Source organism: Candidatus Zixiibacteriota bacterium (assembly GCA_020853795.1).
GTDB lineage: Bacteria > Zixibacteria > MSB-5A5 > CAIYYT01 > CAIYYT01 > JADJGC01.
Window position 1 is genome coordinate 23,660 of sequence record JADYYF010000088.1, and the last position, 24,934, is coordinate 48,593.

General features: G+C 58.6%; 26 protein-coding genes. 2 read left to right on the forward strand and 24 right to left on the reverse strand.

From position 1 onward, the window contains the following. The 23 genes from flhB to IT585_07005 form a co-directional block, all read right to left on the reverse strand. On the reverse strand, positions 1-1,071 hold the full coding sequence (gene flhB, locus IT585_06895; protein ID MCC6962961.1) for a flagellar biosynthesis protein FlhB: 1,071 nt from the start codon (positions 1,069-1,071) through the stop codon (positions 1-3). A gap of 3 nt (positions 1,072-1,074) precedes the next feature. Further along, positions 1,075-1,866 (reverse strand): flagellar biosynthetic protein FliR, encoded by a 792-nt coding sequence (fliR, locus tag IT585_06900; protein ID MCC6962962.1) that lies wholly within the window; start codon positions 1,864-1,866, stop codon positions 1,075-1,077. Positions 1,867-2,020: 154 nt separating this feature from the next. After that, positions 2,021-2,290: a flagellar biosynthesis protein FliQ gene (gene fliQ, locus IT585_06905; GenBank protein MCC6962963.1), complete on the reverse strand. Its 270-nt coding sequence runs from the start codon at positions 2,288-2,290 to the stop codon at positions 2,021-2,023. A gap of 1 nt (position 2,291) precedes the next feature. Further along, entirely contained in the window at positions 2,292-3,050 is a 759-nt protein-coding gene (gene fliP, locus IT585_06910) for a flagellar type III secretion system pore protein FliP (GenBank protein ID MCC6962964.1), read from the reverse strand. After that, positions 3,047-3,520, reverse strand: coding sequence for a flagellar biosynthetic protein FliO (gene fliO / locus IT585_06915; GenBank protein ID MCC6962965.1), 474 nt, complete (start codon positions 3,518-3,520; stop codon positions 3,047-3,049). Before fliO ends, fliP begins: the two co-directional genes overlap by 4 nt. A 1-nt stretch (position 3,521) precedes the next feature. Then, entirely contained in the window at positions 3,522-4,058 is a 537-nt protein-coding gene (gene fliN / locus IT585_06920; protein MCC6962966.1) for a flagellar motor switch protein FliN, read from the reverse strand. Next, a complete protein-coding gene (gene fliM, locus IT585_06925; protein ID MCC6962967.1) occupies positions 4,051-5,049 on the reverse strand; it encodes a flagellar motor switch protein FliM in 999 nt (332 codons plus the stop codon). Before fliM ends, fliN begins: the two co-directional genes overlap by 8 nt. Before the next feature lie 15 nt (positions 5,050-5,064). Next, positions 5,065-5,652 carry a flagellar basal body-associated FliL family protein gene (locus tag IT585_06930; GenBank protein ID MCC6962968.1) on the reverse strand — a complete coding sequence of 196 codons (588 nt, stop codon included), beginning with the start codon at positions 5,650-5,652 and terminating at the stop codon, positions 5,065-5,067. A gap of 2 nt (positions 5,653-5,654) precedes the next feature. Beyond that, positions 5,655-5,876, reverse strand: a complete 222-nt coding sequence (locus IT585_06935; GenBank protein ID MCC6962969.1) for a flagellar FlbD family protein — start codon at positions 5,874-5,876, stop codon at positions 5,655-5,657. A 17-nt stretch (positions 5,877-5,893) separates the two neighbouring features. After that, positions 5,894-7,816 (reverse strand): flagellar hook-basal body complex protein, encoded by a 1,923-nt coding sequence (locus IT585_06940; GenBank protein MCC6962970.1) that lies wholly within the window; start codon positions 7,814-7,816, stop codon positions 5,894-5,896. Positions 7,817-7,877: 61 nt separating this feature from the next. Next, positions 7,878-8,225, reverse strand: a complete 348-nt coding sequence (locus IT585_06945) for a flagellar biosynthesis protein (GenBank protein MCC6962971.1) — start codon at positions 8,223-8,225, stop codon at positions 7,878-7,880. Positions 8,226-8,228: 3 nt separating this feature from the next. Next, positions 8,229-8,906: a flagellar hook assembly protein FlgD gene (locus IT585_06950; protein MCC6962972.1), complete on the reverse strand. Its 678-nt coding sequence runs from the start codon at positions 8,904-8,906 to the stop codon at positions 8,229-8,231. A gap of 7 nt (positions 8,907-8,913) precedes the next feature. Further along, complete coding sequence (locus IT585_06955; GenBank protein MCC6962973.1) at positions 8,914-10,488, reverse strand: flagellar hook-length control protein FliK; 1,575 nt, start codon at positions 10,486-10,488, stop codon at positions 8,914-8,916. Between the two features lie 7 nt (positions 10,489-10,495). Next, entirely contained in the window at positions 10,496-11,176 is a 681-nt protein-coding gene (locus IT585_06960; protein ID MCC6962974.1) for a hypothetical protein, read from the reverse strand. A gap of 220 nt (positions 11,177-11,396) precedes the next feature. Beyond that, positions 11,397-12,977, reverse strand: coding sequence for a hypothetical protein (locus IT585_06965; protein MCC6962975.1), 1,581 nt, complete (start codon positions 12,975-12,977; stop codon positions 11,397-11,399). Between the two features lie 125 nt (positions 12,978-13,102). Continuing rightward, the gene (rpsA, locus tag IT585_06970) at positions 13,103-15,091 is read right to left on the reverse strand and encodes a 30S ribosomal protein S1 (GenBank protein ID MCC6962976.1); all 1,989 of its coding nucleotides are present in this window, start codon (positions 15,089-15,091) and stop codon (positions 13,103-13,105) included. Between the two features lie 150 nt (positions 15,092-15,241). Then, positions 15,242-15,847 (reverse strand): 1-acyl-sn-glycerol-3-phosphate acyltransferase, encoded by a 606-nt coding sequence (locus IT585_06975; GenBank protein ID MCC6962977.1) that lies wholly within the window; start codon positions 15,845-15,847, stop codon positions 15,242-15,244. Positions 15,848-15,852: 5 nt separating this feature from the next. Then, positions 15,853-16,527 (reverse strand): (d)CMP kinase, encoded by a 675-nt coding sequence (locus IT585_06980; GenBank protein MCC6962978.1) that lies wholly within the window; start codon positions 16,525-16,527, stop codon positions 15,853-15,855. Positions 16,528-16,618: 91 nt separating this feature from the next. Then, positions 16,619-17,344, reverse strand: a complete 726-nt coding sequence (locus tag IT585_06985; GenBank protein MCC6962979.1) for an rRNA pseudouridine synthase — start codon at positions 17,342-17,344, stop codon at positions 16,619-16,621. Then, positions 17,341-18,090 (reverse strand): SMC-Scp complex subunit ScpB, encoded by a 750-nt coding sequence (gene scpB / locus IT585_06990; GenBank protein MCC6962980.1) that lies wholly within the window; start codon positions 18,088-18,090, stop codon positions 17,341-17,343. Before scpB ends, IT585_06985 begins: the two co-directional genes overlap by 4 nt. After that, entirely contained in the window at positions 18,074-18,826 is a 753-nt protein-coding gene (locus tag IT585_06995) for a segregation/condensation protein A (protein MCC6962981.1), read from the reverse strand. Before IT585_06995 ends, scpB begins: the two co-directional genes overlap by 17 nt. Next, positions 18,823-19,803 carry a tryptophan--tRNA ligase gene (trpS, locus tag IT585_07000; GenBank protein MCC6962982.1) on the reverse strand — a complete coding sequence of 327 codons (981 nt, stop codon included), beginning with the start codon at positions 19,801-19,803 and terminating at the stop codon, positions 18,823-18,825. The genes IT585_06995 and trpS overlap by 4 nt, the downstream gene beginning before the upstream one ends. A 10-nt stretch (positions 19,804-19,813) precedes the next feature. Beyond that, on the reverse strand, positions 19,814-20,320 hold the full coding sequence (locus IT585_07005; protein MCC6962983.1) for an HNH endonuclease: 507 nt from the start codon (positions 20,318-20,320) through the stop codon (positions 19,814-19,816). A 141-nt stretch (positions 20,321-20,461) separates the two neighbouring features. Here IT585_07005 and IT585_07010 point away from each other — a divergent pair, with 141 nt between their 5' ends. Beyond that, positions 20,462-21,391, forward strand: a complete 930-nt coding sequence (locus tag IT585_07010; GenBank protein ID MCC6962984.1) for a GNAT family N-acetyltransferase — start codon at positions 20,462-20,464, stop codon at positions 21,389-21,391. Positions 21,392-21,611: 220 nt separating this feature from the next. After that, the gene (locus IT585_07015; protein MCC6962985.1) at positions 21,612-22,808 is read left to right on the forward strand and encodes a metallophosphoesterase; all 1,197 of its coding nucleotides are present in this window, start codon (positions 21,612-21,614) and stop codon (positions 22,806-22,808) included. A gap of 68 nt (positions 22,809-22,876) precedes the next feature. Here IT585_07015 and IT585_07020 read toward each other — a convergent pair whose 3' ends face one another. Beyond that, positions 22,877-24,910: a GAF domain-containing protein gene (locus IT585_07020; GenBank protein ID MCC6962986.1), complete on the reverse strand. Its 2,034-nt coding sequence runs from the start codon at positions 24,908-24,910 to the stop codon at positions 22,877-22,879. Positions 24,911-24,934 lie beyond the last annotated feature (24 nt).

The following is a 24,934-nucleotide window of genomic DNA, read 5'->3' on the forward strand; positions in this document are numbered from 1 at the left end:
CTATCTCCGCGACTTCCCTTTCAGGCTGTAGACGTAAGCGAGGATTTCGGCAACGGCCTTGTAGAGGTCAGCCGGAATTTGCATGCCGATTTCGACGGTCTTGAAGAGCGTGCGGGCAAGCGGCTTGTTTTCGATAATCGGGACGCCGGCTTCGGCCGCGATTTTCTTGATGGCCTCTGCAATCAGGCGCTCGCCTTTGGCGATCACGGTCGGCGCATCCATGGCAGCGGTGTCGTATTTCAGTGCCACGGCAATATGGGTCGGGTTGGTGATGACGACGTCCGCCTTGGGTACTTCCTGCATCATGCGCTTGCGTGCCTGATCGCGCTGGATGGCACGGATGCGACCCTTGATCAGCGGATTGCCTTCGGTGTGCTTCAGTTCTTCTTTGATGTCCTGAATCGACATCTTGAGACCCTTGATGTAATCCCACTTCTGATAGGCGTAGTCGAGGATCGCGATGACGGCGAGCGCGAGCAGGATCTTGAACGAGACGCGAACCGCGATGGCGACCATCGACTTGCCGATTTCGCCGGTGGACATGTCGGTAAAGGCGGCCATCAAGGGGACTTCCGCTCTGATGGCATAGAAGGCGATGACGGCGATAATGGTCAGCTTGATCAGGTCGCGGACGGCGGTGAAGACCGACTTCATACTGACGAGATTCTTCATGCCCTTGATGATGTTGAGCTTTTCGAACTTGGGTTCGAGCGCCTGAGTCGAGAAGAGACTTCCGACTTGCACATACGAGACGCCGAGCGCCACGACGACGAGCAGGATGATCATCGGACCGACGATCTTGACCGAAATCCAGCCGACCTGACCGAGAAGGGCCGGAGCGGAATCGGCCGTGATCGAGAAGTGCGCCGAATTGGCGAAGAGCCAGGTGAACATTTCGCGGCTGGAGGCAGTCATCAGCGAGCCCAGCGCCATCACACCGAGCAAGCCGGTGAACATGATGGCAATCGAGCTGAGCTCGGTGGAGCGTGCGACCTGCCCCTTTTCGCGGGCCTCCTTCAGCCGTTTAGGCGTCGGTTGTTCGGTTTTTTCCTGGAACGATTCGTCCGCCATGGCTTATCCTGCGAAACCTTTCGCAATCGAGAAGGCTTCGAGACTGATCTGGTTGAAGACTTTTGCGAACATGAAATTGAAGAGCGGCAGGCCGAGGGCAAGCATCAGCAGACCGACGCCGATTTTAACCTGGAAGCCGACGATCAGGATGTTCATCTGCGGCATGGTGCGGGCCACGATGCCGAGGCAGATATCGACGATGAAGAGTGTCACCAGCACCGGCGCCGCGATCTTGACACCGATGGCGAAGACCGCGCCGGAGAGGCGCAGTACCTGATCGAGCGCCAGCGGATTGAATTGCACGTGTCCGAGCGGCACGACCTTGTAGGACTCGAAGAGCGCTTGCAGGATCGTGTGATGACCGTCGATCAGGAAGAAGACCAGCGTCGAGACGATCATTTTGAGCTGGCCAATAATCGGGACATTTTCCGACGTGGTCGGGTCGATGACATTGACCAGCGCGTAGCCGATCTGATAACCGAGCAAACCGCCGCCGTATTGGACGCCGAGAAAAATCAATTGGAAGAGAAAGCCGATGATCAGGCCGAAGGCCAATTCGCGCAGGCCGAGCATCGTCAGCGGGATCAAGCCCGGATCAAGCTGAAGCTGCTGCGTTCCGACTAGCGGGAAGAGGAAGTACCCGAACAGCAGAGCCAGCATGATCTTGACCTGCGCGGGGACGTTGGCCTGGCCGAACACGGGGGCGGCAATGATCAGCCCGGCAACACGGAAGGTCGCCAGCAGAAAGACTGTAATGTTGTCAAGGGTTAGACCAAAGATTGCCTGAGTGTGCACGAGTTAGATGTCTCCTCTTCGGCAGACCTTTAAGCAAGGCTTGTGCCGAAGGGGAACAGCGACCTAACTCATTGTGGTATAATAGACTAATTGGCAACCCAGCGAACTCCCGTCGCGAAGGTAGGAGTATTTTTCCAGCGGCGTGGAAAAAGATTCAGCCGACCAAGGTCGGAATCTGCTCGAAAAGCCGGGTCGTGAAGCCCACTAACAGGTTGATAATCCACGGGAAAAAGACCAGAAGCGCCAGTCCGACGGCGATGATTTTCGGGACAAAAGTCAGAGTCATTTCGTGGATTTGGGTGACGGCCTGAAAGATGGCAATCACCAGGCCGACGATCAGGCCGAGAATCAACATCGGCGCCGACACGGTCAGTGTGAGCAGAATGGCTTCCTTCCCTAACGCGATGACATATTGCGGCGTCATGTTATCCTCCGGCGACGGCAAAACTTTCGAGCAGTGATTTGACGATCAGGTACCAGCCGTCCACCATCACGAACAGAAGAATTTTGAACGGCAAAGCTACCAGAATGGGTGGTAGCATCATCATGCCCATTGACATCAAGACCGAGGCGACCACCATATCGATCACGAGAAACGGAATGAAGATGACGAAGGCGATCGTGAAGGAGGTGCGCAGTTCAGACAGGATGAAGCCGGGCACAACCACGTAGGTCGGGACGTCATTGATCGAGGCCGGTTTCTCGAGACCGGCGTATTTGACGAAGAGCGCGAGGTCTTTCTCGCGGGTTTGCTTGAGCATGAAGGCGCGCAGCGGTTCGACGCCGCGATCGTAGAGTTCCTTCTGACTGATTTCGCCCTTCAAGTAGGGCTGGAAGGCGGTCTGGTTAATCTGGTTGGCGACGGGCGACATCACGAAGATCGTCATCACCAACGAGATGCCCATGATCAATTGCGAGGGCGGCAACTGGTTGGTGCCAAGTGCCTGGCGCAAGAACGACATGACGATGACGATGCGGATGAACGAGGTGGTCATCACCAGAATTGACGGCGCCAGCGCCAGTACGGTCAGAAGCAGCAGAATCTGCAGCGTGGTGGACATCGTCTTGGTATCGTTGCCCTGGCCGAATTGAATCGAGACCGACGGCAGCGCTTGGGCGAATGATCCGGCTGAAAGCAACAGCACGAGAGCCAGCGACAGAATGGCGATGGTCCGGGTGCTCATAGCTTTACCTCGGATTCTTTAACAGCGGTACGCGGCATCAGGGTCTCTTTCGCCTGGCGCAGGAATTGGCTGAACTTGGAGTTCGGCGTGCTGGCGGCACCCAGCGGGCCGGTGACCGGCGGTGCGGGTAATTCGACGTCACACAACTTGTTGATTCCGGATTCGGTGGCACCGACGAGGATGTGCTTATCGCCAACCTTGACGACGTAGATGGCCTGTTTCGGAGTGAGATGGCGGCGGTCGATGACTTTGATGAGGTCGCCGCCGGCGGGAGACTTCCCGACCGTATAGCGTTTCATCAGCCAGACCGAGGCGTAGATGATGATGATGATCAGCAGGAGCGCACCGGCCAGCTGCAGAAGCGTGGGGCCGATATCGCTGCCGAAATCCGGGGCCGGCTCTTCCTGAGCCAGGACGGAGGCACTGCCGAACAAGATCAGCGATCCGATGCTGAACAGTGTTCGTTTCATATTACAAGCTCTTGAGTCTGTCTTCCGGCGAGATCAGACTGGTTACGCGCAGTCCGAAATTCTCGTCGACAACTACGACTTCTCCTCTTGCGACGATTTTGTTGTTCACCAGCAAGTCGACCGGTTCGCCGGCGAGTTTGGTCAATTCGACGACCGAGCCGGAGCCGAGTTCGAGGATTTCCCGAATCGTCATCTCGGTGCGTCCGAGTTCGATCGAAACCGGCAGCTTGACATCCAGCAGGATGTCGATATTGCGGGGTTGGCCCACCGGCGCGGAGCGCGCGAAGCGGTCGAACTCGACGGACTGGACGGTAGCCGGCTGGGCCGTCGTGGCATCGTGAGCTTCGGCTCGCGCCAGTTCCTCGAGCATCTGCCGTTCGACCTCGTCATCGATCGAAGCGGGCGAGGCCAGTTGGTCGGCGGGGATCGCCGGCGGCGATTGTTTAGCCGAGGGAGCGGCCTCCGGTCCGCCGGGGACACGGCCCGCGAGGTTGTCTTCCTCGCCGGGCGGGAGTCCGGTGTTGAGATTATCAGCCATTTATCTGCTCCTGTTCTTCCGTCGTCCCGACGACTTGAATTCCCATTTTCTTGCCGACAATACCGGGACGGGCCAAGAACTTCTTTCTTCCACGCACAGAGATTTCCAACGGTTCGGCGATACGCTGATCGAGTTGGATGACGTCGCCGAGTTTGAGGTTCATGAAGTCGCGGACGGTCAGAGTAGCGGTTCCGAGCTGGGCGGCGACGTCTGCCGTGACGTCCTGCAGGTTGTTGATGTTCAACTGACGGCTTTCCTCGTAATCGCCCTTCTTGGACTGGTCAACCCAGGTGTTGCCGATCAGATCCTTCATGATCGGTTCGAGGGTGACGTAGGGATAGCAGATCGTCAGCAGCCCGGAATTACCGAGCATCTTAACCTGCATGCCGATGACGATTACGGTTTCGCCGGGGGGCACGATTTGCACGAATTGCGGGTTGGTTTCGAAGGAGTGCTGGCGCACTTGCAGCTTGATGACCGAGGTCCAGGTTCGCTCCAGCTCCTTGAACACATTACGAGCGATCTTGGACAAGACAGCGCGCTCGATACCGGTCAGTTCGCGCTCGGACTCGAGGATGCGTCCGACGCCGCCGAACATGCGATCGATAAAGAGGAACGCGAGCGTCGGGTTGAAATCGATCAGGCAGCGACCTTCCAACGGCTCAAGGTTAATCGTGAAGACGTTGGAGGGGTTCACCAGCGACATGATCAGTTCGGAGTAGGTGATCTGGTCGACGCTGACGAGTTCAATGTCGACCATGGCGCGCTGGATCGCCGACAGGCTGGAACCGAGATGGCCGGCGAAATTATCATGCAGGCTTTCCAGCGTCCGAATCTGGTCTTTGGAGACGCGATTCGGATGTTTGAAATCGTAGGCGACGATCGAGCGGGAGGCATCGTCGGCCGATTTCAATTTGGAGTCGATGTCCTCCGTCGACGAGACCGTCGAAAGGAGGGCATCAATTTCATCCTGTGACAGAATTTTCGCCACGTTCGGTCCTCGGTTTTACTGCAACACAAAGTCCGTCAGAAACACGGCATCGGCCTGGGCGGGCGCGACGTACCGGTTGACGACGGCCAGAATCTGCTTACGCATATCATTGCGCTGTTTGACGTCGGCCAGTTCCTCGACGGTCTTCGAGGAGAGGATCGTGATCAGGATGTCCTTGATCTTGACCTGCTTCTCCTTGAACACCGACAACGCATCCTTGGCCACTTCGAAGCTGACGCTGCACGACAAGTAGCGCGTGCCGCCGGTTTCGGCGGGGTTGACGACGATGCTTTCGATCGTAAAGAATTCCGAGGCGCCGTTGCCTTCGCCCGAACCGTGTTCCCCGCCACGTTCCTCCGTTGCGGTTCCTTTGGCCGGCTCGACCTTGGCGGGCGCGGTTTGCTCGACTGCGGGCGCATCGCTGGCCAGCATCGGTTTGAGCACTTTCAGCGTGACGACGTAGGCCGCGACGATGGCGACCAAGCCGATGACGCCGAAGATGGCGACCTTGGTCAGAAGCGCGGTCAGGTTGGACGGGAGTTTCACCTTGGCCGCCGCCGGCTGATGCTCAGTCGCTTCGGTTTTTTCTTTGACATCCGGCATCGCTATACTCTCTCGTTCTCACGGAAGGCGGCCGCCGGTGCGACGCTGTGGGTCGCGCGGCGGTACGCCACCGTTTTCTCGACAATTTCCTCTGTATTTTCCCGCACCATGATCTTCTTGCCTGTCGTCAGGCTGATGATCGTGTCCGGGATCTCCTCAACGAACTCGATCAGGTCGGCGTTGACGACGATCTGCTGTCCGTTGAGTCGGGTGACCTTAATCATGATGCCGCCTCAATCGCTTATCTCTTCAAGTTGACCAGATCATCGAGCATGTTGTCCGACGTCGTGATGACACGGGCGTTGGACTGGAAGCCGCGCTGGGCGATGATCATGTTGGTGAATTCCTGGGCCAGATCGACGTTGGCGGATTCGAGCGCGCCGGAGGAGATCGTCGCGGAGACGGTCTCACCGGCCGTGCCTTCAATGCCCTCGCCGGAGTTGGCCGAGGTCTGATAAAGCGACTCGCCCGCCTTGATCAAGCCGGCCTCGTTGTTGAAGTCCGCAAGGGTGACCTGAGCGAGGTTGCGCGAGACGCCGTTGGTGAAAATGCCGATGATCAGTCCGGTCGGGTCAATGGAGATCTTGTCGAGGATGCCCATGCCGTAGCCGTCCTGATTGATGGCGGCCACGGTCTCGACGCCGGAGAAGCCGGTCAGACCATCGTAGGCGCCGGAGGTGCCGGCGAACAAGTCAATTTGCGCCAGTCCGGCGCCGTTATTCGGGTCAAACTGCAGGTTGGTCGCGCCGCCGTCATAAGCCCAGCGCAACAGCGAACCGTCGGGGTTGAAGGTCACGGTCCCGGAGCCACCGGTCTGGATAGTCTCGCCGCCCTGCATTGTCACTTCCCAATACCACTTGTTCGGTTCATGGGACTTGATGAAGTTCGTCATCAGAGTATGAGTGCCGCCGAGCGAGTCATAGACAGTGAGCGAGGTGGCTTTCGACGTGTCGGCCGTGGTGATCGATGCGCTTCCGGCAATTAATCCGGCATCGCCGGTACTGGCCGTCACTCCGCCACCGCCCAAGCCGGTCACACCGGTCGCCAATCCGCTGCTGGAGGAGACGGAGATGCCGAGGTTGGTCGTCACGCTCGCGCCGCCGACGGAAGGTGTGAAGGTGTCAGTCGCGGCAAAAGTGTGATCAAGGCCGTTATTGACGCTGAACGCAGCTCCGGCCGCGGCGCCAAAGACGCGGTTGGCGATATCCCCGGCGACGGCCGTGTTGGTCACGACGTTATAGGTCGAGCCGGTCCCGGCCTTGGTGCGGGAAATCTCGACTTCCCCACCGACAATGCGAGCATCGACGCCGTCGATCAAGTCGATCGCAGCGACCAGCTCATTGATGGTCGAATTGAGGGTCAGGCCCGTAATTGTGATCGGTGTGGCGCCGTCGACGGTTAACGTCAGAGTCGGCGAGGTCACACCCAGCGTGGTCAGGGTCTCACTTCCGTCGAGAACATCGTTCGGGATGTTGTTGCCGACAGCGGTGGAAAAGGTGGCCTGGTTGCCGGTAACGGTGATAACATGCGTGCCGCCGGCGCCATCACGGGCAACGCCCGAGACCAACGACAGGTTGTTGGTGACCGGAGCGCCCTCCGTCAGGCTGGCATCGGAGCGGGTCGCCGAGGCGTCAAGGTTGTTACCGTATTCAACGCGCGAAGTCGGGAGCGCCGGATCCTGCTGGCCGAACGGCAGCTTGATATTGCCGACGGTGGCCGTCGACGGAATCTGCCCCGAGGCATCCGCCATCTTACCCTGCACGTACAGGCCATTGGCCGGATTCACGAGGAAGCTGTTGGCATCGAAGCCGAACGCTCCGGCACGGGTATAGAACTTGGAGTTGCCGTCGGAGAGAATGAAGAAGCCGTTGCCCTGGATCGCCATGTCGGTGATCTGCCCAGTCAGCTCAAGACCGCCCTGGGTGAACAGATTATCGATCGAGGCGACATTCATGCCGAGTCCGAGCTGGACCGGGTTGGTACCACCGGAGACGGCCGAGGGGCGACCGGCGCCGCGCAGGGTCTGCACCAGCGCTTCCTGGAAAATTGAACGGCCCGACTTGAAGCCGACCGTATTGATGTTCGAGATGTTGTTCCCGATGACGTTCATCCGCACCTGATGATTTCTCAGGCCTGCGACACCGGCGAAGAGTGATGCTAACATAGTTTCATAACCTCCATATCCAGGCTTCCTCAAAGGAGGTCCGGCCTGTACACATTTGTTTCTATCCTAAGACCACAGAATCGATATTCGTAAACACGCCATCCTTCATGCGCGAGGTGGCGATGGCTGTCAAGACCGTGCGCGACGGCACGTTGACTAAAAGTGCGAGGTCGTCGAGCAGGACGACGGAATCGCGCGCGCCTTTGCTGGCGACGCGATCGACGGCATCCGCAAGACGGGACATGCGATCGGGCGACATCTCGAGTTGGCGACGCTCGATGCGTTCGCTCAGGTGTTTGGAGAAAGTCAGTCCGTCGCCGTCCGCCGGTTGAAACCGAGAAACGGGGTTTGCGGCCGGTTGCGACGGGTTCGGACGAACTTGCGGAACGGCATTCAAGAATTCAGTCATCGTCTATCCTCCTGCCACGTGGCGAACAAGCGCCAGCGGAATCATGCCGCCATCGATCAGCAGGAAGGCCTGGCCGTCGACATACTCGACGCCTTCGACCACACCGCGGGTGAAGCTTGAGGCCGGGACCGACTGGCCCTTGGCATCGCGCAGATCGACGCGGAAGCCGTAATTGCCCGTGGCCAATTCGTTGCCGTTGGCATCGCGGCCGTTCCAGGCGATGCTGTGCTCGCCGGGACCGAGTTGAGAGACCGACAAGGTGCGGACGACTTCGCCAGCATCGTTGTAAATCGTGATGGTGCCGTTGAGGGAGAAGACACCGGTCGAGAAGGTGATCGGGCTGACGGTCTCGTCGCCGACAGTCGTGACGCTGGCGTCAGCCGTGATCGTTTTGCCGATCAGCGAGGTGGCCATCGTGTTATTGATGGTCTGCGACAGAAGCATGTTCCACTGCGTGTTCTGCGACAGCAGATCGTTCATGTTCTGCAGTTGCTCGAGCGACGAGAATTGGGTCATCTGTCCGATGAACTCCGCGTCGTTCATTGGCTCGAGCGGATTCTGGTACTTCATCTGCGCCGTCAGCATCTTCAGAAAGTCCTCCTTGCCAAGGGTCTCTTTCTTGGTAGAGGTCGATTCCGTCACTTGCGGCTGCAGGATCGAGCTGACTGATTGCGGTTCCATGGCTATCTCACGCTAACAGGTTGAGTCCATTGACTAAGGCCGTTAGACCCGTCGTCACGGTCACGGCGGCCGGGCTTTCGGCAACCGCTGCCGGAACGAATTGGCGGCGTGGCTGCCGGGGTTGGCGCGCAAACGCCTGCGAATGCCGCGACAGGGCATCCTCGCTGACGATAACTTCGATTTGATTCAGCTTGAGCCCGGCGCGTTCAAAGCTCTCGCGCAGCTGCGGCAGGTTGGCCTCAACCAGGCGGCGGGCATCGTCACTGGAGGTCTCCAGTCGCGCCGAGGTCTCATGCGGCGTCGTAACGAGGCGCACTTTGACGGTTCCGAGGTGCTCCGGTTGGAGTTGCAGCTTAATCTCGCCGCGCTTGATCAGAGTCTCGATCTGGACGCGCTTGAGCGAAACGTGGACGCGTTCGGTGTCAGGAATCTCGATGGCCGCGGTATTCGGCACTTGGCCGTGATCTTCGGCCGGCAATTTGTCGACTGCGGCAAAGGTGCTCTGTCCGGTGCCGGCACTGATAGTCAGATCTTGTTTAAGCATCTCAGATGGACGGATCGCTTCGGCGCCGGGCAATGGTTTCGGGCTTGTCTCGGACAGCGGTGCCGGCGCGGGCTTCGCAACGGCCGCCTCTGCCCCCACTTCGGAAGTTGGCGGTTGCGATCCAACTGCAGCGACAGGCTGTGCCGATGGTTGACCGCTCTTCTTGTGACCGGCAAGGTTGACCACCGAATGACCACGCAACGGCAGCGGCAGGGCCGCAAACTCCGCGACCGTCGGCTGAATAGTGGGATCTTTTGCCGCGGTTTCCGGCTGAAGTTTGACTGTGGCGTCGGTCTGCAGATGTCCATCCAGCGACTGGATGCGAAGCTCGGGAAATAGCTGCTGCAACTGGGATTTCAGTTGATGAACAGCCGCCGGCTGCGAGCCTGCAACGAACCGACTGACGCGAGGTGCGTCAGACAATGCCACGTCGGTGTCGGCAATTGGAGTCGGCTGAGTTAATGCGGCCACCAATTCTTGAGCGGTGATCGGCTGATCAACTTTGACATCAACGGTTGATGGCAGCGTAACAGCGACCGCGGTCTGGCTCGGGACTTGCGCGGGCTGACCGAGCATTTCGACGAGCATCACGGCCAACTGCTGATCGGCAAGCGGAGTCACGATATCAGCAACGACTGCGTCTTGATGCGCCGGTCGATTCGACTGATTTGGCAATGCTTGCGGCGAGGTGATGGCGGTGTTCGGATCCAACAACGCAAGGAGCGGCGGACCGGTATAAACCGTGGCATTGACGGCCGCGGGTTCAGACTGAGGAACCGCCAAGTGTGGTTGCGGGTCGACTTCTGTTGGCGAATGCGGCTGTTCCGATGCGACGGTTTGCTCGGCAAGTGCCGGAGTCAGCAGCGCAGCGGTCGTGCCGTCGGCATTGACCGGGACGATTGACTGCTGCACGGCAGCGTTCAAGGCCAACGCGAACAAGCCTGCGGGAACGACACCGGCCTGCGCTGACGGCGCTGCCGCGTTGGCTGCATTCGCAGTGGCGGGGACCTGAGTCAATATGTCGAGCAGCGGATTCATTTCGTCCTTAGTTGTTCATCGAAATCAGATACTGGGTGATGCGCGCGGCGCGCTCCGGCGGGAGCTGGCCGAGCACTTCGGAAGCCTTCTGCTTCTTCATCTTGCTGATCAGAATGCTGACCTGAGCATCTTCAAGGTTGGCCAGGATCGGAACGAGCGCGGAAGTTTCCATGCCTTCATAGAGCTTGGCCATCTGGGTGATATTGCCTTCTTCCGCAGCTTTCTTGCGGTCAAGCAGGGCTTCGACCTGGGCTTTGAGTTGTTCCAGTTGTTTGCGTTCAACGTTGAGTTGAGCCACCTTGCGGTCGATTTCCTGCCGCTGTTCTTCGTACCACTGGACTTTCTGGAGCGAATCGCGCACCATCGCCGAGTCGGTGACTTGCGTTTCAGTGGAACCGCCGTCGAAGCCGTCAAACAGCTCGTCGTAGGCGCTGGCGCCGGTGGATTCTTCGGAGTTGTCCGGTTCCTGAGCCACAGAGTCGCTTGCGGTCGCCGCCGGTTCGATTGATTGCGCTGACGGTTTGACGTTGGTGGAACTGAAGACCCCGAATTTCAGGGAGAAAATGATCACAAACACGACAAAGACGATCAGTCCGCCGGCGATCGGCGCCAGATGCGACTTGCCGCCGGCTTTGGCCTTTGGTGTCGGCTCGGCTTGCGGTGTTTGTTCTTGTTCTTTTTCCGGCATGTCTGCTCCTATTCAAGCGACAAATGCTTTTCTGCCGCTCTGCGAAGATGCAAGGGGGATGCCAAACCTGCCGGCGAACTCGCAAGTTTCTGCAAGGTAAGGCTTTAGTCGTGAGCGTCGATTGCGAGAGATGAGATGAAAGGCGACGGCGAGGAAAGATTTTCTTGGTGGAAGGAACTAAGTGTCGAGCGCCGTGGACGACCGAATTCGTAGCGGCAGACTACGGTTGAGTGAGTCGGCGCAGGTGTTTCAATGTCGTGTTGGGGTCGAGCGATCCCAAGTCGAGCTGGACGGATAGTTGACTAGCGCTGAGCCGGCGGCCGAAGGACCAGAATTCCTTCAACAAGTTACCGTAGTCAGGCTGGCGGAAGTAGTCGTCGCCGAGATTTTCCGTAGCGAAGTTTTGCAGAGCGGCCGCCAAGCCGAGTCCCTGCAGGTACTCGGCGGCAGTTTCCTCGCCAATACCGCGTAGATACATTTCACGGTCGACGGCACTCCATTCAAATCCGAAGAGTTGTCGATGCGATTGCTCGTATTCCGCCTGGATGTTCTCAGCTTCAGAAAACAGCACTTGTTCAAAGAGCACGTCGGCGCAGAGACGCCGCAACAACAGCAGGCGCTGGAATGCGGCCAAGCGGACGTAGCGGCGGGCGGCGGCAGGCGCCATGGTCAAGGTCTCGGTGAGATAGCGCGGTTCCAACAAGAGGTCTTCGAGCGCGAAGGCGGACGCCTCGCTGACGGCAACGCTGCCAAGCTGCGCCAGCTCCAACTCGCGCTCCTGTGAGTAGAGATAGCCGAGCGCGTGGCCAAGTTCGTGGTAGTACTCGTGAAAATGTGCAGAACCGCGCGGACAAGTAACGATGATACGAAGGTCACTGGGCGGCGCGATTGCGTAGGTTGAAGAACGACCGCCAAAATCAGAGCTGTCGACAACAATTTGGATGAGGATAAGGGTGTCCGGCGGCAGATGCCAGGCCCTGAGCGTGCGAGCTACAATCGGTGGCAGCGAATCAGGGTGAAACAGCGCTCCCAGGGGATCGGCGTTCATCAGGTAGGCAATATCGTAGCCACGCAAATTGTTGAGTTTGATGCCGGCAAGTTGCGGGACTAGATCTTCGGCCAGGGCGCGAAAGAGCGAGTCACTGGCAGTCAAGAATTCCTGGGCCTGGGTGGCCAGAGCGGCATAGTCGACATCGAGCTTCTCTTCCACGAACGACAGAATCGAGCCGTAGCCGAAGTGGTAGAGGGCAGAATCGGTGAGTTCGAGCACCCGCCGCCGTACGGCGTTTTCGCGCTGCAACAGCGGCAGAAGATTCTCGTAGAGCTGCTCGCGCAAAGTACGATCGGGGGATTCCGCCAACACGCGCGAGGCCTGAGGGAGTGAATACGTTCGATCATTGAGGTTGAAGCGGTAGCCGGACAGCATTTCTTCCAAGTACTGTCTCTCCGGTAACAAGGCGGCGCGAATGCGCGATTCGATCAGAAAGAGGCGGAGGCGACGGAACTTGCGTTCGTCCGGTCCGGGTTCGAAACTATCCTCCACCCGCTGCAGGAGTTCGATGTTGGCTTCCGAAAAGAGATTCTGATAGCGCGCGAAGATGTCGGCGCGCTCGTCGGGACCGGCACCGGTGCGGCTGTTGAATTCGTTTTTCTGCAATTCGCGCAGGAAATCACGAGCCTCGCCGCGCAATGCGATCACCTTTTCCCATTCGCTCTGGGCGATTTCCGATTTACGTTCGGAGGCGCAGGCACTGAGAAGCAGACCAGTTGCGGCGATCAGTACGGCGAGCAATCGTTGCATTGGGGTGACGGTACAGGAAACGAAGCCGCTTGTCCAATACAAATTGCGGCAGCTGTTTTGGGGCAAAAGAAAGCGGGCGCGATGTCGATCGCGCCCGCTGGAATGGACACAACGATGGGGGCAGCCTACGCTTCGGGCGCGGCGGCCTCGCCGGAGCCGGTGTTTTCCATGCCGGCATCTTCGAGCGCCGCAGCCATCTGCGAGGTCGTGATGGTCGGGTGCTTGGCGGCAAAGGCCTCCAACTCGGCGTGTTCACGGCCCTTGTAGTAGTCGTCAACGGAAAGGACGATCTTGCGCTGAGTCTGATCGAATTCGATCACCTTCAACGGGATTTCGTCGCCTTCCTTGAAGGCATCGCCCGGCTTGGTCAGGTCGGGCACGCCCAGATGATGGGTGGCCACAAAGCCTTCGACCTCGTTGCCGAGTTCGACGATGACGCCACGGTCAAGCACACGAGTAATGATGCCGACCGATTCGGTACCGATGCCGTATTTCAGCGCGTACGACGGCCACGGGTCGTCAAAGAGCTGCTTGTAGCCCAGCGAGATCCGGCGATTGGCGCGGTCGATCTTGAGCACGATCACGTCCACTTCCTGTCCCTTCTTCATGACTTCCGAAGGATGTTGGATGCGGCGATTCCACGACATATCGGAGATGTGCACCAGGCCGTCGATACCCTCTTCGAGTTCGATGAAGGCGCCGAAGGTCGTCAAGTTGCGCACTTTGCCGCGCACCTTCGAACCAATCGGGTACTTCTGGTCGAGGATGGTCCACGGATCAGGTTCCATCTGCTTGATGCCGAGGGAGATCTTCTCATTCTCCTTGTCGACAGCCAGGACGACGGCATCGAGGCGATCACCGACGTTCATGATCTTCGAAGGGTGCTTGATGTGCTGGGTCCAGCTCATTTCGCTGATGTGGATCAGGCCTTCGATGCCCTTCTCCAGCTCGACGAAAGCGCCGTAGTCGGTCAAGGAGACGACGGTGCCGTTCACCTTGCTGCCGACCGGGTACTTCTCCTCGATCCGCTCCCACGGGTACTCCGTGAGTTGCTTCATACCGAGCGAGATGCGGCCGGTATCTTTATCGAAATCGAGAATCTTCACTTTGATAGAATCGCCCAATTGCACCAGTTCCGACGGGTGGGAAATCCGGCCCCACGACATGTCGGTAATATGGAGCAGGCCGTCGAGTCCGCCGAGGTCGATGAAGACGCCGAAGTCGGTGATATTCTTGACCTGGCCTTCACGCACCTGGCCAACCTCGATGTGTTCGAGCAGTTTCTTGCGCATTTCTTCACGCTCGTGCTCGAGGACCACGCGGCGGCTGACGACGATATTGCGGCGGCTCTTATTGAGCTTGATAATCTTGAGCGGCAGGGTCTTGCCGATCAATTCGTCGAAATCGGGCACCTGGCGCAGGGCGATTTGCGACCCGGGCAGGAAAGCGTCGACACCAAATAGGTCGACGACGATGCCGCCCTTGATGCGGCGCATGAGACGGCCCTGGACCAGTTCGCCGGCGTCGTGGGCGTCGCGGATACGATCCCAGACGCGCATGAAATCGGCCTTCTGCTTGGACAAAATCAGTTGGCCGTTTTGATCTTCGACCGATTCGAGGTAGACGTCGATCTGGTCACCGACCATGATGTTGATCGGTTCCGGGAATTCCTCGATCGGGATGATGCCTTCGGATTTGAAGCCGACGTCGACAATCACGTCTTCGCGGGTGATGTCGAGGACGCGGCCCTTGATGATCTCGCCTTCGCGGATGTCCTGCAGCGTGTGGTTGTACATCGCCAGCAGTTCATCGTACTCCTTGGACGAATACTCCTCGTCGTCCAGTTCGGTCTGCTTGATGGCATCGACATGGGCAAACATGGCGCCGGTGTCGAAGCGACTCTGGGCGCGTTCGGAAACGCGGCGTTGGCGTTCGGTGGAGATGGAGCCGACTTCCTGGGCCAAGGTGGTCACCATCGAGGTGCCCTTTTGCTCGGCCTTGCTGACCTTCTTGACGATGGCGCCTTTGGCGCCGCGCGAAGATGACCTTTTGTCCTGAGCCTCACCTCCTGTCTTTGAAGTTAACTTAGTGGTTTTTGTGGTTTCGTCAGACATTTCTGTCTTCCTCCTTACGAACTATCGCTAACCCTTCCGGGCTGTTTTTGCTTGTTGGCTGCACGACACCTCCTGTAGTGAAAGTTACTCGTGACCGTAGTCGAGATTCGACCCGACCGTTTACTATCTGAGTTGCGCCCCAGGGACGCTTCAGAGCTTCTCCAATTCGGACTTCAGCCGACCAATTTCGCGCATGACGGTCTCAGTCAGATCGTCGTATCGCGGTTTGCCGCCGCCGGGGGCTGTGAAGCGGCTGACATCCAGCGGCTCGGCGAAGGCGATGCCCAGTTTAGCGCGGCGAAAGAACACGTCTTTCAGCCGGTTGGAGCCGACAATTGCCGTCGGGACTACCGGCACACCGGCGGAGAGCGCCAGCCGCGCCATACCGGGTTGAGCCCGTTGTATCTCACCCGTCTTCGAGCGCGTGCCCTCCGGAAAGAAGAGCAGCTGATCGCCCAGACGGAGATGATTCAAAGCGACTTTCCAAGCCGTCCGATCGGCTTCCCCGCGGCGTGCCGGAAAGGCATGAAAGAATTTCAGGATTGCGCCGATCAGCCGGTTTTCGAACAACTCGATCTTCGCGAAATAGTAAGACCGGCGCGACAACAGCGATCCAAGCAGGGGCGGATCGAAGTTGGACAGGTGATTCGACGCAATCACGGCCGCACCCGGCGGGACGTGTTCGTGTCCGACTACCCGCCAGCCCAGGAGTCCGCGCGCTCCGCAGCGAATCAGGATCTGGACCAGCCAGTACACCAAAATCAATCGACCGCGACCTGGCGAGCCAGATCGACGATTTTGCACACCTGCTGTTCGAAAGTCAGGTGCGACGTATCGAGGTCGATGGCGTCGGCCACTCGCGTCAACGGCGAAGCCGCGCGACTCGAGTCGGCGTGATCACGCCGCGCCAGCAGTTCGCTTTGCTCCTGCGACGAGGTCGTGACGCCAAGCTCGTTCATATCCTTGACGCGGCGCACGGCGCGCTCGCGAATATCCGCGTGCATATAGATTTTCAGATCGGCGTCCGGGAACACCACTGAAGTTGTATCCCGACCTTCGGCGACCACGCCGCCGCTGGCACCGATTTCCTGTTGCCGCCGGACCAGAATCTCGCGCACCTGGGGGTGTTGCGAGACCGGCGTCGTACCGGCGGTTACCTCCGGTGTGCGAATCTCGGAGGAGACGTCCTGCCCGTCGAGAAGAACCCGCTGGCTGCCCGCGACGATTCTGAACTCAATACGAGTCGAACGCGTCAGGTCGACAAGTCGATCCTGATCGTTCAGATCAAGTCCCTGGCGCAGGGCCTTCAGTGTTACCGCGCGATACATGGCCCCGGTATCGAGATAGAGCAATCCGAGGCGACGGGCGACTTCCCGGGCGGTGGTGCTCTTCCCCGATCCGGCCGGGCCGTCGATCGCGATCACGAGCTGTTGCAGTGACTTGTTCAATCCCTTGCGCAATTCAGGCACAGCCTTATAACAATAAACATAATCGCCGGATAATCAACAGAAAAGTCACCGCTCGGGTTCAGTGAAGTCCGACCTTTTTCTTGAGGCGGTCGACTTCGTGAGGACTCAGGAAGCGCCATTTGCCGCGCTCGAGGCCGGTCAAGGGGATTTCGTCGTATTTGATGCGAGTGAGGGCGATAACAGGAAACCCGATGATTTTGCACATGCGGCGGATTTCACGCTTTCGTCCTTCGGTCAATTCAATCGACAGCAGCGTCGTATCTTCTTCGCTTTCAAGGATCTTCACGCGGGCTTTTGCGATGTGGCCGTCCTCCAATTGGATTCCATCGAAGAAATGGCGCAGGTCTTCCTGACCGAGGCGACCTTTCACGCTGACGTGATAGAGCTTCTTGACCCCGTAGCTTGGGTGGGCGAGGCGGAAAGCCAGTTCGCCGTCGTCGGTAAGCAGCAACAGCCCTTCGGAATCAAGATCGAGCCGACCGACCGGGTAGACGCGCTGCTTGAGTCCGCGCAGAAGCCAGCGGATCGTCCTGCGGCCAAAGTCATCCTTTAAGGTAACAAGGTAACCTTTTGGTTTATATAGGGCTAAGTATACGTGCTCCGAAGGTCGAACGCACGGTCTGCCGTCGACTGTGATCTGATCGGTGTTCTCGTCGATATTTGTTCCGAGCTTGATGACGGTTTCCCCGTTGACTGTAACCTTGCCGCTGGCGATGAGCAAGTCAGCCGCACGACGTGAGGCGAGCCCGCAGAGTGAGATGTAACGGTTTAGGCGCAAGATCAGCTATTGGGGTTGTTCTGGTCACCGTCCAGCTCATCAAGATCAAGCTCGGCGGTGTCTTCTTCATCGGTGACATCAGGCGCAAGATCGTAGCGGGACGTCAAGGCGTCGGCGGCGGCATCGGCCAAGTCAGTAACAGTATCCGCCGCATCTGCGGTCGAGGCGCCCAGCTCAAGCTCGGGCTGGCGGTGCGCCAGCACCTTGTGGGAGGCAACCTCTGCGAGCCGCGGCAATTGCTCAAGGCCGGCAATGCCGAAGTATTCCAGAAATTTCTGTGTCGTGGCATAGAGGAGCGGCTTGCCGACCTTCTCTGCCCTGCCGGCCATCTTGATCAACTTCCGTTCGAGCAGAGTCTGAACCACACCATCGGCGGCAACACCGCGGATTTGTTCGATCTCGCCCTTGGTGATCGGCTGTTTGTAAGCGATGATGGCGAGCGTCTCCAACCCGGCCGGGGTCAGACGGCGATCGCGCTGAACCGAAAAGTACTTCTCAACCTGCACCGCAAAATCGGGAATCAGGTAGTATTGAAAGCCGCCGGCGATTTCACGGATGCGGAAGGTATTGTTGTTCGCCGTGTATTTCTCGTTCAACTTGTCGACGATGCCTTTGACACCGCCTTTGTGGCGCGAGGAGAGAAGCTTCTTCAATTCGACGGTCGGCATCGGCCGCGGCGACGAAAACAGCACCGCCTCGATCAGATTGATTTCTTCCTCGGTATATCCCTGCGGATTAGAGTCGGACGACATAGATTTCTCCAAAGTGTTGGTGCTGGCGGGCGGCGATGCGTTGCAGTTTGACCAGTTCCAGCAGCGCCAGCAACGTCACGACGTAGTAGATCCGCGCCTGGTTGCGCTCGACCAGTTCGGTCAGAGTGGTCTCGTCCTTGCGTTCGAGGACCGAGAGGATATACTCGATCTGGTCTTCGATCGACAGCTCAAAATTCTCCACCTCGTGGGTCGGTTGGTCGGCCGCGGATTTCATCACCTCGGCAAAGGCGCGCACGAGGTCATACAGCGTGGCATCGATCGTAAACGTCTCGCGGACTTCCGGGCTGAGAAAGGAGAAATCACCGCGCTTGAGCACTTGCCGCTCGCGGACTTCCATCAGAGCCATCTGCTCGGAGGCTTCCTTGTAGCGTTTGTATTCGAGCAGCGCCATGATGAGTTCTTCGCGCGGGTCCTCATCATCACCTTCGAGTTCAGGATGGCGTGGCATCAGCAGGCGCGCCTTGATCCGAATGAGCGTGGCGGCCATCAGCAGATATTCACCCGCCACTTCGAGATTCAGCAGCTTCATCATCTTGATGTAGTCAAGATACTGGCCGGTGATGCGGGCGATGGGTATGTCGTAGATGTCGATCTCTTCGTTGCGGATCAAGTAGAGCAAGAGGTCCAGCGGGCCTTCGAAGCCTTCGATCTTGATCGGGAAGCTCTCATTTTCCGCGACCGCTGAGATATCGTCATACAGGTTGTCGTCGGTCATCGCAGATGCATCTTCCCGCGCACAATCGCCATGGTTTCCTGAGCCCGCTCCCGGGCTCGTTTGGCGCCGTCGGCGAGGACATCGTTGACGAAGGACAGATTGCCTTCGAGTTCGCGCCGCCGCGCCCGGATCGGTTCTAACGCTTTATTTACATGATCGGCAAGCTCTTTTTTGCAGGCCACACAGCCGAGTTCGCCGCTGCGACAGGTGCGGTCAATGCGGTCGATGTCGTCTTTGGCAGTATAGAGCTGATGCAAGGCGAAGACGGGACAGATTTCCGGGCGCCCGGGATCGCCCTTGCGCAGCTTCTGCGGATCGGTAAACATCTTCTTGATCTTGGCAGCGGTTTCTTCCGGTGTCTCGGCGATGGTGATTTCATTGCCGTAGGACTTGCTCATTTTCTGGCCGTCGATTCCCGGCACAACCGGCACTTTGGTCAGGAGCGCGTCGGGATCGGGAAAGACGTCGCCATAGAGGAAATTAAAGCGGCGACCGACTTCGCGCGTCAATTCGATGTGCGGCAACTGATCTTTGCCGACCGGCACATAGTCGGCGCGGTAAAGTAGAATGTCGGCAGCCTGCAGGAGCGGGTAGCCGAGGAAGCCGTAGCTGTCGAGCCCGAGTTTCTCAGCCTTCTCTTTGTAGGACGGCACGCGTTCGAGCCAAGAGGTCGGCGTAATCATCGAGAACAACAGATGCAATTCGGCGTGTTCCTTGACCTGCGACTGGATGAAAATGGCGCACAGTTTAGGGTCCAGTCCGGCAGCGAGATAGTCGATGGCCATCTGGACGATCTTGTCGTCGAGGTCGGCAGTCTTGTCGTAATCGGCGGTCAGCGCATGCCAATCGACGATACAGGCATACATGTGGTAGTCGTGCTGGAGCCGCACCCAGTTGGCGAGCGCGCCTTCAAGATTGCCCAGATGCAACTTTCCCGTCGGCTGCATGCCGGAGAGAATGATTTTCTTCTGATTCATGGATGATTGATTACCCGACAAAGAGATACTTCTTCCAGACTTCATCGCCTTTGCGCACCAGCTGGCGAATGAAGGTGAGGTGGCTCGGTTTGCGCGGCCGGTTGATCAGCGGCAAGCCGGCCTCCTCGGGGGTGCGGTTACCCTTCTTGTTGTTGCAGCGCTCACAGGCGCAGACCAGATTCTCCCAGGTATCGCCGCCACCACGCAACTTGGGGATGACGTGATCAACGGTCATGGTGCCCACGGTGGTGCCGCAGTACTGGCAGACGCCGTTGTCGCGCTTGATGACGTTCTTACGATTCAGCATCACTTGTCGGTACGGGACCCGCGCGTACAGCTCGAGGCGGACGATCGATGGCTCGTCGATGGCGCGCGAAATCGAGCGGATTTTGCGGCCGCGCCGCGCTTCCACCATGGAAGCCTTCCCCATGTATACCATGACAATGGCGCGTTTGACGCTGGTGGTAATCAACGGTTCGTAGTTCTGGTTAACGACGAGTACGGGGTCACTTAGCATATATAAACCAAAGTAGCCTCTAAGTTACCCCGTTGCGACCGGAGTGTCAAACTAAAAACTGAGTTTCCCCCTTGAAATTCGCGGCTGCGCGCCGGATTGTTTTAGATTGACAGCCCGGCGAGGAGCGCGGAGATTGACAGCATGAAGAAACCCGCGATTACATACCGAGCAGCCCGCGCGAGCGATCTGGTTCCCGCGCAAAAAATGATCATGGTTTCGTTCAACGATCTGCGCAAGAAGTCGGGGATGGCGCGCATTAAGTACAAGATTACCGGCCCTGATCCCTGGATGGCCCACTTCATCAAGACTGATCCGGAGGGCGCGTTTGCCGCATTTGACAAGCAGGACCGGCTGATTGGCTATGCGCAGGCGCTGATTCGTGAGAACGAGTGGTACCTGGGATTTCTCTTCGTGCTGCCGGAGTTTCAGAGCGCCGGCGTCGGCGGCAGGCTGCTAAAACGGGCGCTGGATTACGGGCGACGGAACCGGGGGATCAAGCGCTGGGCATTGGCAACGTTTGCCTACAACCCGCAGGCGATCGCTATTTACAGCAAGCACGGCATGACGCCACAGAGTCCGCTGATCGCGATGGTGCGTAAGTGGGACGAAAAGCGCCCGCCGCGGCCGATCAAGGGCGGCTGTACGGCACGGGTCGTGACCGAGATCGACCACAAGTTGATCGGCCGACTGACAGCGTTTGATCGCAAGGTACGCGGGATTGCCCGTCCCGAGGAGCACTTCTTGTGGAGCGATACCGACACGATCTATCCACTGGTGTTCCTCGAGGGCCGAAGGATTCTTGGCTACTGCGTCGTCACCAAGGGCGGCTCGATCGGCCCCATCGCGGCGTCACGGCCGGAGTTGCTGAAGCCGATCCTGATTTCCGCTTTGAACTACGGTCTGGTGCTCGGCCATACTCGCCAGTTGATTCAGGCGGTTGGAGAGAATGTCGAGATCGTCCGGTTGTTGATGGACAACAGTTTTCGCATCGAGGAGACTTCGCTGGTGATGGCGAGCGAGCGCTTTGCCGATCCGCAGCGATACATTCCGGGGCATTTGGCGCACTATTAGTCGAAGAACGCCCCGCCAAGCGAACCCCCGCTGAAGAGATTTTCGTATATTCTTGAGAAGCGCAAGCCGATAGCTGCCTACAGAAGACCGCAGCAACGACTTCGTTAAAGCGAAGTTCGCCGGGCCGTCAAAAGTGAGGCCTTGGGAACCGCAAATATGACTTCAGGTTATCATAGGTGAGATGAGGCAATTCCAGTTAGCCGTAGCCGCCGGAATATTCGTGTTATTGCTCGCCCTCGGACAGGTGATCCTGCTGCGGGTGATGAATACGATTTGGTGGCGCAAGAGGCCGATCAAGCGGGTGTCGCTGGGTTTGCTGTTTTTCACACTGGCGGCTGCCGCGGGCTGGGCGATCGTGGCGTACTTCCGGATCTCGCCGACGTTCACCTACATTTTCGCCACCGCGACTTCCCTTGCAGCGATCTTGAGTTTTGCCTTGTTGGTATCGCTGCCATTTTCAGGAGTCCTGAACACGATTGAATACTGGATTGCGCGAATTCAGACCAAGCGCGCACCGGCCGCCTCCGACGAACCCGGCTCGAAGCAGCGGCGATTAGTTCTACAGACTGCGGCGGCATTCTTCCCCTTAAGTGCCGTGGCGTTGGGATCGGGCGGGATGAGCAAGGCGTTCTCCGGCGTCGACGTGCGCGAGATTCCGTTCTACTTCGAGGATCTGCCACCGGATCTGGACGGTTTCCGGATCTTCCACTTTTCCGACAGCCACTTGGGACCGTACGTCGACAATGACGATGTGGAAGCGCTCTTGCTCAAGGCTGAGACATTTCAGCCGCACCTGATGCTGATTTCCGGAGATATCGCAGATGATTTGACAATGCTACCAACCTGTGTGCGGCAGTTCGAGCAGTTCAAGACGAAGTACGGCGCCTACGCCTCGATGGGCAATCACGACTATTATCGGGGTGCGCCGCAAGTGATCGCGCAATTTGAGCGGTCGAGCGTGCCGATGCTGATCGACCGCGGCGTGACGCTGAAGGTCGGCCGGACCGACCTGTATATCGGCGGGGCTGATGATCCGCGGCGGATGGGCGAGCCGGTCGATGACTTCCTGCGTGTTTCGGTCGAGCGCACTCTTAACGGCGCTCCGGGCCAAGGATTCAAAATCATCATGAGTCATCGGCCGAGCGGATTTGACCAATCGGCTGTGCAGGGCGTGGACTTAACGCTGGCGGGGCACACTCACGGCTGCCAGATCGGATTCATGGGAGAGCCGATTTTCAACGAGTGGGGCGGTGAGCGCTATGTTTGGGGCAAATACCGGAAAGGTAATTCACAGCTGTACACGTCCAGCGGCGTCGGCCACTGGTTTCCCTTCCGGCTGGGCTGCCCGACAGAAGCGCCGATTATTGTCCTGAAACGCGGGAAAGACCCGAGAGCCGTATCCGAACAAGCGGTTTAATCCCACATCTGCCCAAAACAAAAACGGCGGGTCTTCCGACTCGCCGTTTGCATTGCCCAAGACATTCCTTACACGCCGACCGGATCGCCGCGCCGTGCCTCCTGGATTGCGCGGACTTCCTTGACGATCTTTTCCGCTTGCCGCTTGATGGCGACCAGATTGGTCGAGGCATCCTCGTCGCGCACGCCAACGGTAGTGATGAGATGATCGGTCCGGGCCATGATCGAGGTAAGCGGCGTGGCCAGCCGGACCGGAAGATCGACGAAGACCTCGCCGAGGGTCTGCGTCCGCTCCAATTGGTTGACGCGGCGACGCAAAGCATCGACCTGCAGGGTATCGCCAATTCGTTCGAGGACATGCGCCATCACACCGGCCATACCGCGCGCAAACAGCGTATCCGCGAGTGAAAAGTGGCTGCGCTCCCAACAGCGCAACTCCGAAACCGTCAGCAGCCCGAGGACGCGGCTGTTGGCGACAATCGGAATAATCAGGGCCGACTGCACGCCGGCAACCGTGGTCAGGGAGATTTCGCCGTCATCCATGCTGATGTGTTCCTCGCGCTGATTGATCACGATCAACCGCCCGTGCTGGACGGCAGCATTATGCCAGCGCGCCGTGTTTAGCGGGACGCTCGTGACCGCAGCGGCCTGCGCGGAGACGTCGTGGCTGGCCGATTCGCCGACCAGCTCGATCGTATCGGCGCGATGGTCGTAGCGCCAGAGTCGGCAGAAGGTGGCGGGAAGCTTGTGGACCAGGAGCGACATCAATTCGGCCAGGAGGCGATCAGGCGTCTTCTCCTGAGCGACGATGCGCAGCGCGCCGGTCAGATCGAGCAGTTGGCGATTGAGTGTCACCAGTTGATGGTTCAGCTGGTCGACGCGGATCGCCGGCGCCAGGGTGGTAATCAGGTCGGCCGCGATCTGTTCGCCCAGCTGATACGGCAAAGTCGGGGACTCGGAGGCGAGTGTGATCGCGGCAATAACCAGATTGTTGTGCAAGACCGGGAAAGTGAGCGCGTAGTTGACGCCGCACGAACTGAGCCAACGGTCATCTTCGAAATTGCTGCGGGCGAGGTCGTCGGCGGCGATGAGTTGTGGGCTGGCGAAGACGCGGCCAAGCTGGGTCGAGTGAGTTGCGATCGATTTGTTGCGTTCGCTGATCAGGTTGCGGCCCTTGCCGACGCAATACTGCGTCACCTGGAATCCGCGCGGATCAAAGACAGCGATACGCAGCAGGTCGAACGAGAGAGAGCGCCGCAGGGTATCGTAGATGAGCAGCAGCTTGTCCTCCAACAACTCGGCATCCCCCAGTTCACGGCGGAGTTCTGCCAGGCAGGCATTGAGGGTGCGATGGGGAGCGCCGGCGCCCGTCGCCGGCTGCATGCCGAACAGCCTATTCGCCGATTGCAGAAGTGCCATCTGACGGTCCCCGGGAAATTCGCTGCTATCCCATTCCAGGAGCGCCAGGGTGAGATCATCGCCTTCGCGACCGGTCGGCATGACAACGGCGGGACACGCGTTATCACGCAATCCGTCCGACACGAAGACGAAATTGGCGGAATCGAGGAGTTGCCGGTATGGCATGAGCCGTCGCGAGAGGAGTTCCGTATCGAGGCCGGCAGCGGCAGGAGAGTTGACGACGCCGCCGGGTGACAGCTTCAGCCAAAGTGCCGGTCGGCAGTCGAGGAATTTTGTAAGCGTGGCGGCGATTTGTGCGGCTCGTTCGGCTGGCGCAACGGAGATGTGCAGTGAGGCGGACAGCTCGTGCATCAGAGCCAGTTGCGATTGCACGAGAGCCGCGGAATGGCGCGTATCCGCGATGGCGGTCAGCCAGTCATAGAGTCCCGAACCGAAGACGATCGCGCCAGCCGCCAGACAGACTGCTTCCGCAGTAATCACGGCTGCTGGTGTGATCAGGTAAGCAATTTCGGCCACCCAGCCGGCGCGTACACAGACGTGGATGAACAGCGCAACCAGCCAGAAGAGCTGTCCCATCATCAATTTGTTGTAGGTTGCGGGCACCTCGGCAAAGAACGTCTGGCGGATACGCGAGAAGCCGAAGGTCGATACGATGAGCACAATCAGCAGCAGATATTCAGTCACAGTTCTCCTCCTTGAGAGGCATGC

What these genes read in the sequence shown, in the direction of transcription:
- trpS (MCC6962982.1), bottom strand. Translation starts at nt 19,803, where the DNA reads ATGAATCAGAAGAAAATCATTCTCTCCGGCATGCAGCCGACGGGAAAG.
- IT585_06960 (MCC6962974.1), bottom strand. Translation starts at nt 11,176, where the DNA reads ATGCCGGAAAAAGAACAAGAACAAACACCGCAAGCCGAGCCGACACCA.
- IT585_06940 (MCC6962970.1), bottom strand. Translation starts at nt 7,816, where the DNA reads ATGTTAGCATCACTCTTCGCCGGTGTCGCAGGCCTGAGAAATCATCAG.
- IT585_07005 (MCC6962983.1), bottom strand. Translation starts at nt 20,320, where the DNA reads ATGCTAAGTGACCCCGTACTCGTCGTTAACCAGAACTACGAACCGTTG.
- IT585_06995 (MCC6962981.1), bottom strand. Translation starts at nt 18,826, where the DNA reads ATGACCGACGACAACCTGTATGACGATATCTCAGCGGTCGCGGAAAAT.
- IT585_06930 (MCC6962968.1), bottom strand. Translation starts at nt 5,652, where the DNA reads ATGCCGGATGTCAAAGAAAAAACCGAAGCGACTGAGCATCAGCCGGCG.
- IT585_06945 (MCC6962971.1), bottom strand. Translation starts at nt 8,225, where the DNA reads ATGACTGAATTCTTGAATGCCGTTCCGCAAGTTCGTCCGAACCCGTCG.
- scpB (MCC6962980.1), bottom strand. Translation starts at nt 18,090, where the DNA reads ATGTCGTCCGACTCTAATCCGCAGGGATATACCGAGGAAGAAATCAAT.
- flhB (MCC6962961.1), bottom strand. Translation starts at nt 1,071, where the DNA reads ATGGCGGACGAATCGTTCCAGGAAAAAACCGAACAACCGACGCCTAAA.
- fliQ (MCC6962963.1), bottom strand. Translation starts at nt 2,290, where the DNA reads ATGACGCCGCAATATGTCATCGCGTTAGGGAAGGAAGCCATTCTGCTC.
- rpsA (MCC6962976.1), bottom strand. Translation starts at nt 15,091, where the DNA reads ATGTCTGACGAAACCACAAAAACCACTAAGTTAACTTCAAAGACAGGA.
- IT585_06965 (MCC6962975.1), bottom strand. Translation starts at nt 12,977, where the DNA reads ATGCAACGATTGCTCGCCGTACTGATCGCCGCAACTGGTCTGCTTCTC.
- fliN (MCC6962966.1), bottom strand. Translation starts at nt 4,058, where the DNA reads ATGGCTGATAATCTCAACACCGGACTCCCGCCCGGCGAGGAAGACAAC.
- fliP (MCC6962964.1), bottom strand. Translation starts at nt 3,050, where the DNA reads ATGAGCACCCGGACCATCGCCATTCTGTCGCTGGCTCTCGTGCTGTTG.
- IT585_06935 (MCC6962969.1), bottom strand. Translation starts at nt 5,876, where the DNA reads ATGATTAAGGTCACCCGACTCAACGGACAGCAGATCGTCGTCAACGCC.
- IT585_06950 (MCC6962972.1), bottom strand. Translation starts at nt 8,906, where the DNA reads ATGGAACCGCAATCAGTCAGCTCGATCCTGCAGCCGCAAGTGACGGAA.
- IT585_06955 (MCC6962973.1), bottom strand. Translation starts at nt 10,488, where the DNA reads ATGAATCCGCTGCTCGACATATTGACTCAGGTCCCCGCCACTGCGAAT.
- fliO (MCC6962965.1), bottom strand. Translation starts at nt 3,520, where the DNA reads ATGAAACGAACACTGTTCAGCATCGGATCGCTGATCTTGTTCGGCAGT.
- IT585_07010 (MCC6962984.1), top strand. Translation starts at nt 20,462, where the DNA reads ATGAAGAAACCCGCGATTACATACCGAGCAGCCCGCGCGAGCGATCTG.